General features: G+C 68.3%; 14 protein-coding genes. 9 read left to right on the top strand and 5 right to left on the bottom strand.

Annotation, left to right across the window (positions count from 1 at the left end; genetic code table 11):
* Positions 1-23: 23 nt before the first annotated feature.
* Together ASE96_RS01550 and ASE96_RS01555 are read right to left on the bottom strand one after the other, a co-directional pair.
* The gene (locus ASE96_RS01550) at positions 24-824 is read right to left on the bottom strand and encodes an ABC transporter permease subunit (RefSeq protein WP_056425032.1); all 801 of its coding nucleotides are present in this window, start codon (positions 822-824) and stop codon (positions 24-26) included.
* On the bottom strand, positions 821-1,825 hold the full coding sequence (locus ASE96_RS01555; protein ID WP_056425035.1) for an ABC transporter ATP-binding protein: 1,005 nt from the start codon (positions 1,823-1,825) through the stop codon (positions 821-823). The genes ASE96_RS01550 and ASE96_RS01555 overlap by 4 nt, the downstream gene beginning before the upstream one ends.
* 156 nt (positions 1,826-1,981) lie before the next feature.
* On the opposite strand from ASE96_RS01555, the gene trxA reads away from it, so the two are divergent.
* On the top strand, positions 1,982-2,395 hold the full coding sequence (gene trxA / locus ASE96_RS01560) for a thioredoxin (RefSeq protein ID WP_056425038.1): 414 nt from the start codon (positions 1,982-1,984) through the stop codon (positions 2,393-2,395).
* A 155-nt stretch (positions 2,396-2,550) separates the two neighbouring features.
* Here trxA and ASE96_RS01565 read toward each other — a convergent pair whose 3' ends face one another.
* Positions 2,551-2,829: a putative quinol monooxygenase gene (locus ASE96_RS01565; protein ID WP_056425040.1), complete on the bottom strand. Its 279-nt coding sequence runs from the start codon at positions 2,827-2,829 to the stop codon at positions 2,551-2,553.
* A 101-nt stretch (positions 2,830-2,930) separates the two neighbouring features.
* Here ASE96_RS01565 and ASE96_RS01570 point away from each other — a divergent pair, with 101 nt between their 5' ends.
* Entirely contained in the window at positions 2,931-4,607 is a 1,677-nt protein-coding gene (locus ASE96_RS01570; protein WP_056425042.1) for an AMP-binding protein, read from the top strand.
* Positions 4,608-4,627: 20 nt separating this feature from the next.
* On the opposite strand, the gene ASE96_RS01575 is transcribed toward ASE96_RS01570, so the two are convergent.
* Positions 4,628-5,620 (bottom strand): DNA-3-methyladenine glycosylase family protein, encoded by a 993-nt coding sequence (locus tag ASE96_RS01575; protein WP_056425045.1) that lies wholly within the window; start codon positions 5,618-5,620, stop codon positions 4,628-4,630.
* A 163-nt stretch (positions 5,621-5,783) separates the two neighbouring features.
* Here ASE96_RS01575 and ASE96_RS01580 point away from each other — a divergent pair, with 163 nt between their 5' ends.
* The gene (locus ASE96_RS01580) at positions 5,784-6,218 is read left to right on the top strand and encodes a VOC family protein (protein WP_056425048.1); all 435 of its coding nucleotides are present in this window, start codon (positions 5,784-5,786) and stop codon (positions 6,216-6,218) included.
* Between the two features lie 34 nt (positions 6,219-6,252).
* On the opposite strand, the gene ASE96_RS01585 is transcribed toward ASE96_RS01580, so the two are convergent.
* Complete coding sequence (locus tag ASE96_RS01585) at positions 6,253-7,419, bottom strand: SLC13 family permease (protein WP_082492520.1); 1,167 nt, start codon at positions 7,417-7,419, stop codon at positions 6,253-6,255.
* A gap of 109 nt (positions 7,420-7,528) precedes the next feature.
* Between ASE96_RS01585 and ASE96_RS01590 the strand changes: the two genes are divergently transcribed.
* The 6 genes from ASE96_RS01590 (at position 7,529) to ASE96_RS01615 (ending at position 15,024) form a co-directional block, all read left to right on the top strand.
* Positions 7,529-8,914, top strand: coding sequence for a cystathionine beta-synthase (locus tag ASE96_RS01590; protein ID WP_056425050.1), 1,386 nt, complete (start codon positions 7,529-7,531; stop codon positions 8,912-8,914).
* A gap of 80 nt (positions 8,915-8,994) precedes the next feature.
* Positions 8,995-10,212 (top strand): cystathionine gamma-synthase, encoded by a 1,218-nt coding sequence (locus ASE96_RS01595; protein WP_056425053.1) that lies wholly within the window; start codon positions 8,995-8,997, stop codon positions 10,210-10,212.
* A gap of 6 nt (positions 10,213-10,218) precedes the next feature.
* The gene (locus ASE96_RS01600; RefSeq protein ID WP_056425057.1) at positions 10,219-11,496 is read left to right on the top strand and encodes a glycosyltransferase 87 family protein; all 1,278 of its coding nucleotides are present in this window, start codon (positions 10,219-10,221) and stop codon (positions 11,494-11,496) included.
* Positions 11,497-11,633: 137 nt separating this feature from the next.
* Positions 11,634-12,173, top strand: coding sequence for a winged helix-turn-helix transcriptional regulator (locus ASE96_RS01605; protein WP_056425060.1), 540 nt, complete (start codon positions 11,634-11,636; stop codon positions 12,171-12,173).
* A complete protein-coding gene (locus ASE96_RS01610) occupies positions 12,170-13,498 on the top strand; it encodes an MFS transporter (protein ID WP_056425062.1) in 1,329 nt (442 codons plus the stop codon). The genes ASE96_RS01605 and ASE96_RS01610 overlap by 4 nt, the downstream gene beginning before the upstream one ends.
* A gap of 83 nt (positions 13,499-13,581) precedes the next feature.
* Positions 13,582-15,024 (top strand): glycosyltransferase 87 family protein, encoded by a 1,443-nt coding sequence (locus ASE96_RS01615; RefSeq protein WP_082492521.1) that lies wholly within the window; start codon positions 13,582-13,584, stop codon positions 15,022-15,024.
* The last annotated feature ends 9 nt before the right edge of the window (positions 15,025-15,033 follow it).

Consider the following 15,033-nt stretch of genomic DNA (forward strand, 5'->3'; position numbering starts at 1 on the left):
CAGCACCTAAGCCCGGCCGCGCCTTAGGTCCCGACGTCCCGCCTGCTGAGGGCCACGGCGCTGAGTGCCACGAGGGCGGCCGAAATACCCCACAGCCAGCCGGCGGCCGCCCAGTCAGCCCCGTTGGCTACAGGGTTGTTTTCGTAGGCCCAGCTGTAGGGCGAAAGATTCAGGAGCCAGTCGACCTCCTTGCTTTGCCTGCCGACGGCGTTGAACACGTAACCCAGGACGCCGACGCCGGCGCCGGCGGCCACACCGTACGTCTTCCGTCCCGTCACCGCGCCGAGGAAGAGCGCCGTGCTGCCCGAGAGCATGGTCAGCCCGGCAAAAAGCACGGAGGTGCCGAGGAGGTTTTCCGGTCTGATGTTCAGCTGCGCGGAATCGGTCAGCAGGAGGATCAGGACAAACACCAGGGTGACCAGCAGCAGCACCCGCAACAGGATGGCCAGCGCCCGCTCCAGAACCACCTGCGTGCGGGTCACGCCGTGCGCCAGCGTGAGTTCAAGCTGGCCCGATTCCTCGTCCCCGCCGACGGCCGCCGCTCCCCACGCCACCGACGCGATGGTCATCAGCAGGAAACCGATCAGCCCGAACATCGTGGCCTGGGTGTACCCGGGTCCTGAGGTGATCTGGTCGTAGTTGAGGGCCTTGATCATCTCCGGCGGAAAGGCGTCCATCACACCCTGCATCTCGGGGCTTCCGCCGATCGAGGGGTAGAGCGGCAGGTAGATGAAGATCGTTGCGGCCAGCCCTGCCGCCCACCCGAGCGTAGAGTGCCAGGAGTCCACGAAGGCCCTCCTGAAGAGGGGCAACGGCCGCTTCATGCGCCGTGTCCTCTCCGCCGGCGGCGGCGTCCGTTCCCGTTAACGTCGGCTGTGCCGGGGCCATTGCCGCGGATGGTTCCGTAGAGCTCAAGGACCGACTCCTCGAGGTCCGGTTCCTCCAGCACCAGCTCGGTCAGTTCGAGGCCGGCGAGGACCCGGAGTAACGGCTGGATCGCGCCGCCCAGCGTGGCGGACAGCTCGACGCCGTCGCCCGCCGGCAGCACCTCAAGGTGCCCGATCCCGGGCACCCGTGCCAGCAGCGCGCCGGCGTCGGCCGTCGAAATCCCGGAGGCGGTGAACCGCACGTGCCGCACCGCACCTTGCCGCAGGCTGTCCACCGTGGCGACGGTGACGATCCGGCCGTCACGGAGAATCGCGACCTCGTCGGCGGCCTGCTGGACTTCGCTGAGCACGTGCGAACTAAGAAAGACTGTCTGGCCGTTGGCCTGGGCCTCGCGGACCATGGCGAGGAATTCCTGCTGGACGAGTGGGTCCAGCCCGCTGGTCGGTTCATCCAGCACCAGCAGCTCGGGATCATGCATAAACGCCTGGACGAGTCCCAGCTTCTGTTTGTTTCCCTTGGAGAGCTTGCGGGTGTGGCGGTCCAGGTCCAGGCCCAGCCGTTCCGCCAGGGAATCGACCCGGCCCGGCCTGACGGGTCCGCTGATGTCCGCATAATGGGACAGCAGTTTGCGCCCGGTGATCCGTCCCTCCAGGAACAGTTCGCCGGGCAGATAGCCGATCCGGCGGCGGAGCGACGGGCCTGCGGCCCGGGGGTTCTCGCCGAGTACCGTCGACGTGCCGGACGTGGGCCGGATGATGTCCAGCAGGCACCTCATGACGGTCGTCTTCCCTGCACCGTTGGGCCCGATCACGCCAAAGACGGAGCCCTTCTCGATGCCGAAGCTGATGCCGTGGAGCACTTCGCGGTGGCCGAACTTCTTGGTCATGGAGCCAACCGTGATGGCCTGGCTGGCGGTGTTTCCCGGGGCTGGAGGCATGGCGCCGATGGTAGGCCGTGGGCGTTGTGCGGGCTAGGGTCCAAGGGCCCCGGCCCAGATGGCGGGGCACGCCCGGGGTTTTGATGGGCCGTCATATGGATGTGCCAACAGCGAAATGCAGGGGACAAGGCCGGGCTGCTCGCGTACCGTTGACCCATGGCTACCGTTGACATTACAGGTGAACAGTTCGCATCGACCGTCGAGGACAACGACATTGTCCTCGTTGATTTCTGGGCCGAATGGTGCGGCCCGTGCAAGCAGTTCGGACCCACATACGCCGCAGTTTCCGAGAAGCACCAGGACGTTGTCTTCTCGAAGGTGGACACCGAGGCCGAGCAGCAGCTCGCCGCCGAGGCCGGCATCACGTCCATCCCGACGTTGATGGCGTTCCGCGAAAAGGTCCTCGTCTTCTCGCAGCCGGGCGCCCTGAACGCCCAGCAGCTGGAGCAGGTGGTTGACGCCGTCAAGGCCCTCGACATGGAGGAAGTCCACGCGCACGTGGCCCGGTCCCAGGCCGAGGCGGCCGCTGCGGCCAGCAAGCAGGACGGCAGCCAGATTCCGGAGGCCTGAGCGCCCCCAGCCCTAACGGCCGCTCCCGCCCGAACAGCAGAGCAGCCCGACCTACAGCAACGCGGGGTCACTCCGCGCCCATGATCCTGAGATTGATGGGCGGGGAGTGCCCCCGCGTTGTTGCTTCCGGGGCCGGGACCGGGTACGTGCCGTGCCTAGAGTGTGACGAGCTGGACCGGCTCGGCCAGCAGGGCGCTGAGGGACTCGTTGAGGTCCTGGACCGCCGTGCCCTTCGAGTGCTTGTCCAGATCCTCCTGCGAGGCCCACCGTTCGGTCAGCACCAGCTTGTCCTCGCTGGCCTCGGTGAGTTCGTACCGGATGCAGCCGGGTTCGTTGACCACCTCGTCGATCGCGATCTCCAGCGCGAGCTTCACGCGGAAGAACTCGCCGTCGTTGGGGATGAAGATGGCCTGAAGGTCAATGGGTGCGCTCATGGTTTTCACAATACCGGGCGGCGGCTTTTTGTCCCGAAGATTTCGTAGGACATCCAAGCTTTGGTCTTCTTTTGGCGGCCGAGTGTTGGTAGCGTCACACCATGCTTTCATACACAGCCGGGGACACTGACGTCCCGCTGCTCAAGGAAACCATCGGCGAGAATTTCGAACGGATCGTGGCCAGGTTCCCCTATCAGGACGCCCTGATCGAGGCCGCCGCGGTGCCGGGGGAAGAAGCCCGCCGCTGGAGCTACACCAAACTGAACGACGACGTCGACCGGGTGGCGCGCGCGCTGCTGGCCCTGGGCGTGGCCCGCGGCGAACGGATCGGTATCTGGAGCCCGAACTGCGCTGAATGGACCATCCTGCAGTACGCGACTGCCAAGGTCGGGGCGATCCTGGTCAACGTGAACCCCGCGTACCGCAGCCATGAGCTGGAGTTCGTGGTCAAGCAGAACGGCATGCGGATGCTGGTCGCGGCGCCGTCGGACCGCAACAGCGACTACACCGATATGGCCCGGCAGGCGCTGGCCGAATGCCCCGAGCTGCGCGAACTTGTGTTCCTGCCCGACGCCGGCCAGCCCGGCCTCACCGCCGGCGTCCCGGCACGGGAGGAGGAGCGGACGTGGGCGGAGCTGCTCAAGCGGGCCGACGACGTCGCCCATTCCGCATTGAAGGCGCGCATGGCCGAACTAGACCCCCACGACGCGATCAACCTGCAGTACACCTCCGGCACCACGGGCTTCCCCAAGGGCGCCACCCTCTCGCACTACAACATCCTGAACAACGGGTACTCGATCGGTGAGCTGCTGGAATACACGGAGCACGACCGGGTGGTGCTGCCGGTGCCGTTCTACCACTGCTTCGGCATGGTGATCGGCAATCTGGCCGCCCTGAGCCACGGCAGCGCCACCATCATTCCGGGCCGGGGATTCACGCCCGCCGCTGCGCTGGAAGCCGTCCAGGACTTCGGCGGGACGTCACTGTACGGCGTGCCCACGATGTTCATCGCCGAACTCGCCCTGCCGGACTTCGCGTCCTACGACCTCTCCACCCTGCGCACGGGGGTGATGGCGGGCTCGCTGTGTCCCATCGAAGTGATGAACCGCGTCATCTCGGAGATGAACATGCGGGACGTCGCCATCTGCTACGGCATGACGGAGACCTCACCTGTGTCCACTATGACCCGCAGCGTGGACACCATGGCCCAACGCACCGAGAGCGTCGGCCGGACGATGCCGCGGCTGGAAAGCCAGGTGGTGGACCCGGTGACCGGCGAGGTGATGGAGCGCGGTGAGATCGGGGAGCTGTGCACCCGCGGATACTCCGTGATGAAGGGCTACTGGGACCAGCCGGTCAAGACCGCCGAGGCCATTGACGCCGACGGCTGGATGCATACCGGGGACCTGGCCCGGATGGACGAGGACGGGTACATCGTGATCGAAGGCCGGATCAAGGACATGGTGATCCGCGGTGGCGAGAACGTCTATCCCCGCGAAATCGAAGAGTTCCTCTACACGCATCCGGATATCCAGGATGTTCAGGTGATCGGGGTGCCGGACGCCAAGTACGGGGAGGAATTGATGGCGTGCATCATCCTCAAACCCGGTGCCGCGCCGTTGGAAGCCGGCAGCCTGGCCGAGTTCTGCCGCGGGAAGCTGGCACACTACAAGATCCCGCGTTACGTAGACGTACGCGAAAGCTTCCCCATGACCGTCTCCGGGAAAATCCGCAAGGTGGACATGCGGCAGGAAGCGGTGGCCCGGCTGGGGCTCTAAGCCCAGCGCGGGGGACGGTGCTAGTGGCCGCGGTGGTCCTGGATGGTCATCCGCGGACCGAAGGTCGGCTTGCGGAAGCCGCTGAGGCCGATCATCCGGACCACACGCTGCCGGTGCCCGGCCCACGGGGCCAGCAGCCGGAGCATGCCGGCGTCGTCCGTCCTGCGGCCGGTCAGGGCCGCCCCGACGTACGCCGCGAGGTGGTAGTCGCCCACCGCGATGGAGTCCGGGCAGCCGTGCGTGCGCTGCACCACCTCCGCCGCGGTCCAGACGCCGATGCCGGGAATGGTCTGCAGCTTCGCGGAGGCCTCCGCCGCCGTCAGCGCGGCGAGCCGTTCCAGCGCGACGGCGGAGCGCAGGGCGCGCATGACGGTCGCCGACCGCTGCGGACCCACGCCGGCCTTGTGCCATTCCCACGAGGGGATGCGCAGCCACTGCTCGGGCGTGGGCTGCACCAACAGATTCGCCGGGGCAACCGTCCCGGCGCCGGGCGCCGGTGTTCCGAAGCGGTACATCAGATAGCGGTAGCCGCGCCGGGCCTCGATCACGGTAACCTTCTGCTCCAGGATCGTGGGCACGAGGGAGTCGATGAGGCGGCCGGTGGCTGGCAGCCGCACGGCGAGGTTTCGGCGTCGGGCCTCAACGACCATCCGGGGCAGCGTGGCGTGGAACGCGGGCTCATCAAAGGCGGACCAGTCGTCGTCGCTGCCCAGCATCCGCGGCGCGGAACCGGCGGCATCGGCGGCGCCGGGCCCCCAGGCCTGGACATCGACGGCGGTATCGGCGGCGGGGCAGCCCCGCGGATAAGCCACAGCCAGCCGGAGCGTGGCGGGACCTGACGGCGTTGTGAACGCCATCCAGAGGCCGTCCGGTGCGGTGCGGATGGACGGGTCGCCGTGCCCCCGCAGGAGCGTGCCGACGGTCCGGGACAAATCGAAAGGACCGCCCGGGTGCCACCGCAGCGAGGCGTCAGCCGCGGCGGCAACGCCGGCGGGGACGTCTGCAATGGTCATCTGACCATGATTCCACGAACGCCTGACAGCGGCTGTTCCGGCCTGTCCGAAGCGTGCGACCGGTGGCCCTTAACTCCCGGTTTGGGCGGGACTAGACTTCGGCTGTGGCGTGGAGCCACCACGCCTGCCTGGAGGCCCGGATCCCTGTTTTTAGGAGAGTGTGATGGCTGGTGGAGTAGTACATTTCGAGATCCCCGCGGACGACGAGACACGCGCGCGGGAGTTCTACAGTTCGGCGTTCGGCTGGACGATCAGCCCCGTGCCGGAGATGAGTTACGCAATGCTCATGACAACGCCGTCGGATGAGACGGGCACGCCCTCGGTGCCGGGTTCCATCAACGGCGGCATGTTCCGCCGCGAAGGACACCTCACCTCCCCGTTGGTCACTGTGGACGTTGAGGACATCGACGCGTCGCTGGAGAAGATCAAGTCCCTGGGCGGCAGCACCGTCCAGCCACGGCAGGAAGTCGGCACCATGGGCTGGGCCGCCTACTTCCGGGACACCGAAGGCAACATCATCGGTCTCTGGCAGAACGCCGCGCCCGAAGGCGGCGGAGCCACCGCAGGGGAAAATGGGGTGAACGACATCGGCGCCTGAGGAACCCGAGGCCCCTGAGGAAACTCCGGCAGCGTCAGGGCATGCCCGAGGCGAGCCAGAGCGCCACAACGGCCAGCGGGACGGTGAGCACGACGGCGGCGATCCCGGCGGCCGCGAACCCTCCCCACCGGATCTCGACGTTGAGGGTGCGGAGCCGTTCGTGCCAGAGCAGCGTGGCCAGCGATGCCCACGGGGTCACCAGCGGGCCAAGGTTCACGCCGATCAGGAGGGCCGCGAGCCGCACCGGCGAGTCGCCTACCGGTTCCAGGGCGAGGTAGGCCGGCAGGTTGTTGACCGCGTTCGCGGCACCGGCGCCCAGGCCCGCGAGCTGCAGCAGGGCCGGCAGGTCCTCACCGGAACCGGCGATTCCGGACAGGAACTGTGTCAAGCCGTTCGCGTGCAGGGCCTCCACCACCATAAACAGCCCCGACGTGAGCATGAGCGGCCGCCAGGGAACCATGGACCACCCCAAGGCCGAGCGGCGGCGCCAGAGGAACAGGCCCAGCAAAACCGCCGCCGCAGCGATCGCCGGGAACTGCACGGGCACACCTGAGACGAGCGCGGGCAACAGCAGGGCCATCACCCCGGACGCCGAATACAGCAACACCTTGTCACGCGCCTTGTGGACGTGCTGCGGCCCGTAGCGGCCGGACAGGTCCTTCCGGAACGCCAGCCACAGGAGCCCGATCGGGACCAGGATCCCCACCAGCGCCGGCGCCCAGACGAGCCCGGCGAAGGCTGCCGGGCTGAGATTGAGCCGGTCCTGGGCCAGCAGATTGGTCAGGTTCGAGACCGGCAGCAGCAAGGACGCGGTGTTGGCGAGCCAGATCGTGGTCAGCGCGAAGGGCAGCGGCGGGATCCGGGCGTGGACCGCCAGCAGCACGACGACGGGAGTCACCAGCACCGCCGTCGTATCCAGCGACAGGAAAACGGTGGAGACGGTGGCCAAGCCCACCACCAGCAACCACAGCAGGAACACCCGGCCCCGGCCCAGCGCGGCGAGACGCTCCGTCACCACCCGGAACAGCCCGGCGTCGTCCACCATTTCCGTCACGAGGGACATGGCCACAACGAACGCCAGTACGGGTACGGTGCGGGCGGCCAGTTCCTGGAACGCCGGCCAGGGCAGGAACCCGGTGAATAGAGCCGCGCACCCCGCAGCCAGCATGCCGGCGGGGAGCAGATAACTTTTCAGCCTCATCGGCCGGATCCACGGTTCACCGCACAATCTTCGCACCCGGCGCGGCCGGGAGGCCGCCCCGACGTGCCTGAATCCGCCCCTGGCGGGTGGAGACGGTAACTTTGTACCTATGAAGTACGCCCAGTCCGTTCTGGACCTCATCGGCAATACGCCGCTCGTCAAGCTGCACCACGTAACCGACGGCATCGGGGCCACGGTCCTGGTGAAGCTGGAATACCTGAACCCCGGCGGTTCCATCAAGGACCGCATCGCGGTGAAGATGATCGAGGAAGCCGAACGCACCGGCAAACTCCTGCCCGGCGGCACCATCGTGGAACCCACGTCCGGAAACACCGGCGTCGGCCTGGCGCTCGTGGCCCAGCAGAAGGGCTACCGCTGCATCTTCGTGGTGCCGGACAAGGTGGGCGAGGACAAGCGCGCCGTGCTCCAGGCCTACGGCGCCGAGGTAGTGGTGACGCCCACCGCCGTCGCCCCCGACAGCCCGCAGAGCTACTACGGCGTCTCGGACCGCCTCGTCACCGAGATTCCGGGCGCCTACAAACCCGACCAGTTCTCCAACCCGGCGGCCCCGGCTAGTCACTACGAGTCCACCGGGCCTGAAATCTGGCGCGACACGGACGGCCGAGTCACGCACTGCGTGATCGGTGCCGGAACCGGCGGCACCATCACCGGCACGGGCCGGTACCTCAAGGAAGTCTCCGCCGGGCGCGCGGAGTCCGACGGGGGCATGGTCAAGATTATCGGCGCCGACCCGGCAGGTTCGGTCTACTCGGGCGGCACCGGCCGGCCGTACTTCGTTGAGGGCGTCGGCGAGGACATGTGGCCCGCCAACTACGACAAATCGGTCCCGGATGACGTCATCGCCGTCAGCGACGCCGACTCCTTCGACATGACGCGCCGGCTCGCCCGCGAAGAAGGACTGCTGGTGGGCGGCTCCTCCGGCATGGCCGTCGTCGCCGCCCTGCAGGTCGCCAAAGACCTGCCGGACGATGCCGTCGTCGTCGTGATCCTGCCGGACTCCGGCCGCGGCTACCTGGCCAAGATCTTCAACGACCAGTGGATGCGCTCCTACGGCTTCCTGGCCAGCGGCGACGAAGCGTCCGTGGGGGAGATCCTTAAGGCCAAGACCGGGGAACTGCCAGACCTGGTGCATATCCACCCCAATGAGAGCGTCCGTGACGTCATCAACATCATGAACGAGTACGGTGTCTCGCACATCCCGGTGCTGTCCCAGGAGCCGCCCGTGGTCATGGGCGAGGTCCTCGGCGCCGTCGACGAACGCACCCTGACCGCGAAGCTTTTCCGCGGCGAGGCCAAACTGTCGGACAAGATCTCCGAACACATGGAGGCCCGGCTGCCGGTGATCGGCTCGCTCGAATCGATCTCGACGGCCCGGGAACTCCTCTCCGACGCGGACACCCTCATGGTGACGTTCGTCGGCGCCCCGGTGGGGATCCTGACCCGCCACGACCTGCTCGCCTACCTGAGCAACTGACCTCAGCAACTGACCGCACACTGACCCGGACACCGGACCGCCCTCCCGGGGCGCCCGGCCGCCGGCCGAAAGGAACGCACATGTCTTTGCCAGAAAGCTCCTCCGCGAACACCCCCGGTTTCAACACCCGCGCTGTGCACGCCGGCCAGGCGTTCGAGCCGCGCACCGGCGCCGTCGTGCCGCCCGTACACTTCTCCTCCACCTACGCGCAGGAAGCGATCGGGGTGCTGCGGGCCGGCTACGAATACGGCCGCGGAACCAACCCCACCCGTGACTCCCTGCAGGAGCAGCTCGCGGCCCTGGAAGGCGGGACCGCCGCGTTCTCCTTCAGCTCCGGCCTCGCCGCCGAGGACTCGATGATCCGCGCGCTCACCCGCCCCGGTGACCACATCGTCCTCGGCAACGACGCCTACGGCGGTACCTACCGGCTGATCAGCCGGGTGCTGGGGGAGTGGGGCATCGGCAACACCCCAGTGGACATGTCCAATCTTGACGCCGTCGCGAAGGCTGTTGCGGCCGGCGGGTCGAACGGGGGCAAGACCCGCCTCGTGTGGGTTGAGACGCCGTCGAACCCGATGATGAAGATCACCGACATCGAGGCCCTCGCCAAAGTGGCGCACGACGCCGGCGCCCTCCTCGTGGTGGACAACACCTTCGCCTCGCCCTACCTGCAGAACCCGCTGGCCCTCGGCGCCGACGTGGTGGCGCATTCCACCACCAAGTACATCGGCGGGCACTCCGACGTCGTGGGCGGTGCGATCATCGTGAACGACGCGGAGCTGGCCGAGAAGATCGGTTTTGTGCAGTTCGCCGTCGGTGCCATCTCCGGCCCGATGGACGCCTTCCTCACCACGCGCGGGCTCAAGACCCTTGGCGTCCGGATGGACCGGCACAGCGACAACGCCCAGGCCGTGGCCGAGTGGCTGCTGCAGCGCCCCGAGGTCGAGGCCGTGCTGTACCCGGGACTGCCCTCGCACCCAGGGCACGAGCTCGCCAGGAAGCAGATGAAGAAGTTCGGCGGCATGATCTCCGTGCAGTTCAAGGGCGGCGAGGCGGCGGCGCGCAAGGTGGCCGAATCGACCTCCGTATTCACCCTCGCGGAGTCCCTCGGCGGCATCGAATCCCTGATGAACTACCCCTCGGAGATGACGCACGCCTCGGTCAAGGGCACCGAACTGGCCGTCCCCGTCAACCTGATCCGGCTCTCCTGCGGCATCGAGGACGTCGAGGACCTCATCGCCGACCTCGAGCAGGCGTTCTCGCAGATTGATACCGCGCCCGGCGAGTCAGGCAGCTAAGCACCCGTGACCACCACCATCAGGGCCACGGCCTCCACCACGCGCGCCCGGGTCGCGACGGCGGCCGGCGCGCTCGCCGTCGTCGCCGCCCTGGTGGTCCTGTACTCGGCCTACATCCCGCTGATGAACGACTTCGAGGTGTACTTCTACGGCGGCAACCGGGTGCTGCAGACCGGGGAAGCCGGCGTCAACGAGCTCTACGCGCCGCGCGACGGACTGCCGTTCACCTACCCGCCGTTCGCCGCGCTGCTGTTTGCCGCCATGGCGACCCTCGGCCAGAGCGGCGGCAGTCTCCTGTTCATCACGACGGCGCTGCTGGGTGCCGGGGTGGTGTCGGCTTGGCTTACACGGCACTATTTCCGCCTCGGCGGCTGGCGGGACGCGTTCGCCGACTGGCGGTTCCGCGCCGTTTCCCTGACCGGGACCGCCGCCATCCTGCTCCTGGGGCCCTGGCGGGACACCTTCGACTTCGGCCAGATCAACATCATCCTGATGGGACTGATCCTGGCCGACTTCGCGCTGTACGGGAAAGCCCGGTCGGGGGAGATCCGCTGGCCCGCCGGGCTGCTGATCGGCATCGCGGCCGGGATCAAACTCACCCCGCTGGCGTTCGGGCTGTACTTCCTGGTCCGCCGCGATTTCAAGGCCCTCGGCTGGATGGCCGCCGGGTTCTTCGGCTCGATCGCTCTGGCCTGGGCCATCCTGCCCACGGCCTCGGTCACGTTCTGGACCAAGATCCTGCCGGACACCGGACGGATCGGCGGGCCCGCCTACGTGGACAACCTCTCGGTCAAGGGCCTGCTGCTGCACCTGGGACTGCCGGATTCCGGCCTGACCAGCCTGCTGTGGCTGGTGCTGTCCCTGGCGCTGGCCGCGCTGGCCGCGCTCGTCATCACCTGGGCGGTGGCCGCGGACGAGAACTTCGTGGCGGTCTCAGCCACCGCCGTGCTGATGCTCCTGATCAGCCCGGTGTCCTGGTCCCACCACTGGGTGTGGATGGCCGTGGCACTGCCCTGCATGGGCTTCGCGATCCACCGTGTGCCGTCCCGGAACGGACGGATGCGCCTCGCCGGTTGGGTCATCGTCGCCTTCTCGGCCCTGGCCTTCTACCTGACGCCCAAGTACCTGTCCGTCATGGCAGGCGCGGCCGAGTGGGGCAAGGACCCGCAGACCCAGTGGCAGCTCATCGTGGCGAGCCTCGGCGTACTCTGCGGCGTCGCCATGCTGGTCTTCTGGGCACTGGCCTACCGCCCCTCCCGCGCCGCGCTCCGCACGGGGGCGTAGCGCCGGGGTTGCCCCTTCCCTCTCCGCCGGCCCGCGAGTGTGCATTTCACGGCAGTTTTTTCGCGGAATACTGCCGTGAAATGACATCTGGGCGCACCATCTAGCTATCTTGAAGATAGTCAGCTAGTTTTGTCCGCATGGCACTTCGATCCGACTGGTCCCGGCGGGACTGCAGCATGGCCCGGGGCCTCGACATCCTCGGCGATCCGTGGGGCATGCTGGTCCTCCGCGAGGTCTTCTTCGGCAACGGCCGCTTCGACGCCATGAAATCCCGGCTCGGGGCGGCGGATTCCGTCCTCACCAAACGCCTGGCCGCACTCGTCGACGCGGGGCTGCTCACCCGGCGCCCGTACGACGACGGCGGCCGCACCCGCCAGGAGTACGTGCTCACCGCGAAGGGGGAGGACACCCTGCCGGTGCTCAACGCCGTCGTCATCTGGGCCGAAAGGCACCTGCCGGCGCCCTCGGAACAGGCCCACATGTTCGTGGTCCACACCGGCTGCGGCTCGCGGACCTCGTCCGCGGACAGCTGCACCGAGTGCGGGGAACGGCTCACGGCCCGGAACACGAGCTGGCACAGCCTCGCCAGAACCCCGGACCCCGTGCCCCTTGCCGCTACCTACGCTTCTCCGGCCCAGTCCGTGAACGCCCCTTCCGAGAACGGACCCGCCCTATGAGCGCCCCCGAAACCACGCTGCTGCCAGCTCCGAAGCGCAGGATCCACCCGGCCTGGATCGTCGCCGCGGTGGCCTTCCTCGCTCTCGTCGGGGCCGCGGGTTTCCGGGCCGCTCCGGGTGTGCTGATGGTGCCGCTGCAGGAGGAATTCGGCTGGTCCACCACCGTGTTGTCGGCCGCGGTCAGTATCAACCTGGTGCTCTTCGGCCTCACCGCCCCCTTCGCCGCGGCCCTGATGGAGCGCTTCGGCATCCGCGCAGTGACGGCCGTGGCACTCGTGCTGATTGCGGCCGGCAGCGCCCTGACCGTGTTCGTCACGCAGTCATGGCAGATCCTGCTCACCTGGGGTCTGCTCATCGGGCTTGGAACCGGGTCCATGGCGCTGGTCTTCGCCGCGACCATAGCCAACACCTGGTTCGCGAAAAGCCGCGGCCTCGTCATCGGCATCCTCACCGCCGGCAGCGCAGCCGGGCAACTGGTCTTCCTGCCGTTCATCGCCGTCCTCGCCCAAGACCCGGGCTGGCGGCAGGCTTCGCTGTTGATCGCCGCCGGCGCCCTCGCTGTGGTGCCGCTGGTCCTGAAATTCCTGAAGAACTCACCGGCCGACGTCGGCGCGCTGCCCTACGGCGCCGAAGCGGTGCCCGGGTTCGTGCCGGGACCGGGCGCCGCGGCGGGCGGGGCCGGCGAACCAGGCCGCAACGCCGCCGTCCGTGCCCTGCAGGTGCTCAAACGGGCCAGCAAAGTGCGGACCTTCTGGGCACTCGTTGCCGGGTTCGCGATCTGCGGTGCCACCACCAACGGCCTGATCGGCACCCACTTCATCCCCTCCGCCCACGACCACGGCATGACGCAGACCACCGCGGCGGGCCTGCTGGCCGTCGTCGGGATCTTCGACATCGTCGGGACGATCGCCTCCGGCTGGCTGACGGACCGCTTCAATCCCCGGATCCTGCTCGCGGTCTACTACCAGTTCCGCGGCATCGGCCTGCTGGTGCTGCCGTTGCTGCTCAGCGCCACAGTCCAGCCCAGCATGATCGTGTTTGTGGTGATCTACGGACTGGACTGGGTGGCCACCGTGCCGCCGACCGCCGCCATCTGCCGCCAGGTGTTCGGGGCGGACGGCAGCGTTGTGTTCGGCTGGGTCTTCGCTGCCCACCAGCTCGGCGCGGCCGCCGCCGCGCTGGGGGCCGGCGCCATCCGGGACGCCACCGGGCAGTACACCTACGCCTGGTTCGGCGCCGCCGCGATGTGCACCATCGCCGCCGTCGTGAGTGCGGGCATCCGCAAGGACGCCGCCAGGAAGGACGCCGCCGCCGTCCCCGCCTAGGGCTTCGGTAGGATGGGCAGCGAGGCCGGGCGCCCTGGCGGCGCCCCGTACGAGCCTCGAATCAGCCAGATTTTGGGGGATCCATGTCACTGCTCGACGCCGAAAACCGGCCCGCGCCGCCCGCCGCAGCGCCGCCTCCCGGGCCGGTCCGGCCGTCCGGCCTTGCTCGCGTGGCCGGGCTGGCGCAGCTCTCCCGGCTGGGGCAGCGGCTTCCGGTGCCGCAGTTGCTGCGGCTCTCCACCGCCTTGGCCGTGGCCGCGGTGCTGTTCCTGGTGTGGACCTGGCTCGGTGTCTGGGCGAAGCAGGGACTCGACTTCAGTGTCTACTGGCACGGCGGCAAGATCCTCAACGAGGCCGGGGCAACGCCGTCGGACCTTTACCGCGGCAACATCGACTGGGCCGGCGGTCCCCAGCTCCCGTTCACGTACCCGCCCTTTGCCGCGCTGCTCTTCAGCCTGCTGGCCCGGCTGCCGGAACCCGTGGCCCTCACCATGTTCAACGCGGCCGGCACGGTTGTGGCGGGGTGGCTGGCCCTGCTCGCGGTGCGGTACTGGCATGGCAGGACGGACTGGCGGGGCACCTTCAACCAGGCGCGCAACCGGTGGGGCGCCGCGGTGCTGGTCCTGGCCGTGCTGAACCTGGGTCCCTGGCGAGAAACCCTGGCCTTCGGGCAGATCAACGTCCTGCTTCTGGGCCTCATGGCGGCGGACCTGCTGTCCCGGAACCGGCGCTGGACGAGCGGGTTCCCCGGAAGCGGGTTCCTGGTGGGCGTCGCCGCAGGCATCAAGCTGACGCCCCTTGTCTTTGGGCTGTACTTCCTGATGCGCAAGGACTGGCGCGGACTGCTGAACATGGGCGCGGGCTTCGCCGGCACAGTACTGGTCGGCTGGTTGCTCCGTCCGGCGGAGTCTCTGCAGTTCTGGCTGCAGATCCTCCCGGACACGTCAAGGATCGGCGGCGCGGGCTACGTCGACAACCTCTCCCTCAAGGGGGCGCTGCTGCACTTTGGCGTCCCCGAGGCTGCAGTCACCGTGCCGTGGCTCCTGCTGAGCCTGCTGGTGGTGGCGGTGGCGGCCGCGGTCATCAGGCTGGCGAGCGCCCAGGGATCGCGTGTGGTGGCCATCTCGGCGACCGCACTGACCATGCTGCTGATCAGCCCGGTGTCCTGGTCACACCACTGGGTCTGGGTCGCGGCCGTGCTGCCGGCCTTCGCCTGGACCCTCCGCGAGACCCCGTTGCGCCACCGCGGGCTGCGCTGGCTCATGGGCGGAGTGCTGGGGATCTCTGTCCTGGTCTTCCTGTTCTCACCCAAGACCATTGGCACGGCGCTGGGCGCGGAGAACCTGGACATCCAGACGCCCGGCCTCTGGATCATGGCCTCCAGCGCCGGTGTGTTCTGCGCGCTCGCCCTCCTGATCTGCTGGCTCGTGGTGCTCCGGCGAGGGTCGCCGGCGCCGGCGTTCGACGCCCACCGGGGCATTGCCCAGGGCGAGGATCAAGGCCGGCAACCGGCGGTCCGCGGCTAGGCTGGTCGG

This window comes from Arthrobacter sp. Leaf69 (assembly GCF_001422645.1).
Taxonomy (GTDB): domain Bacteria; phylum Actinomycetota; class Actinomycetes; order Actinomycetales; family Micrococcaceae; genus Arthrobacter.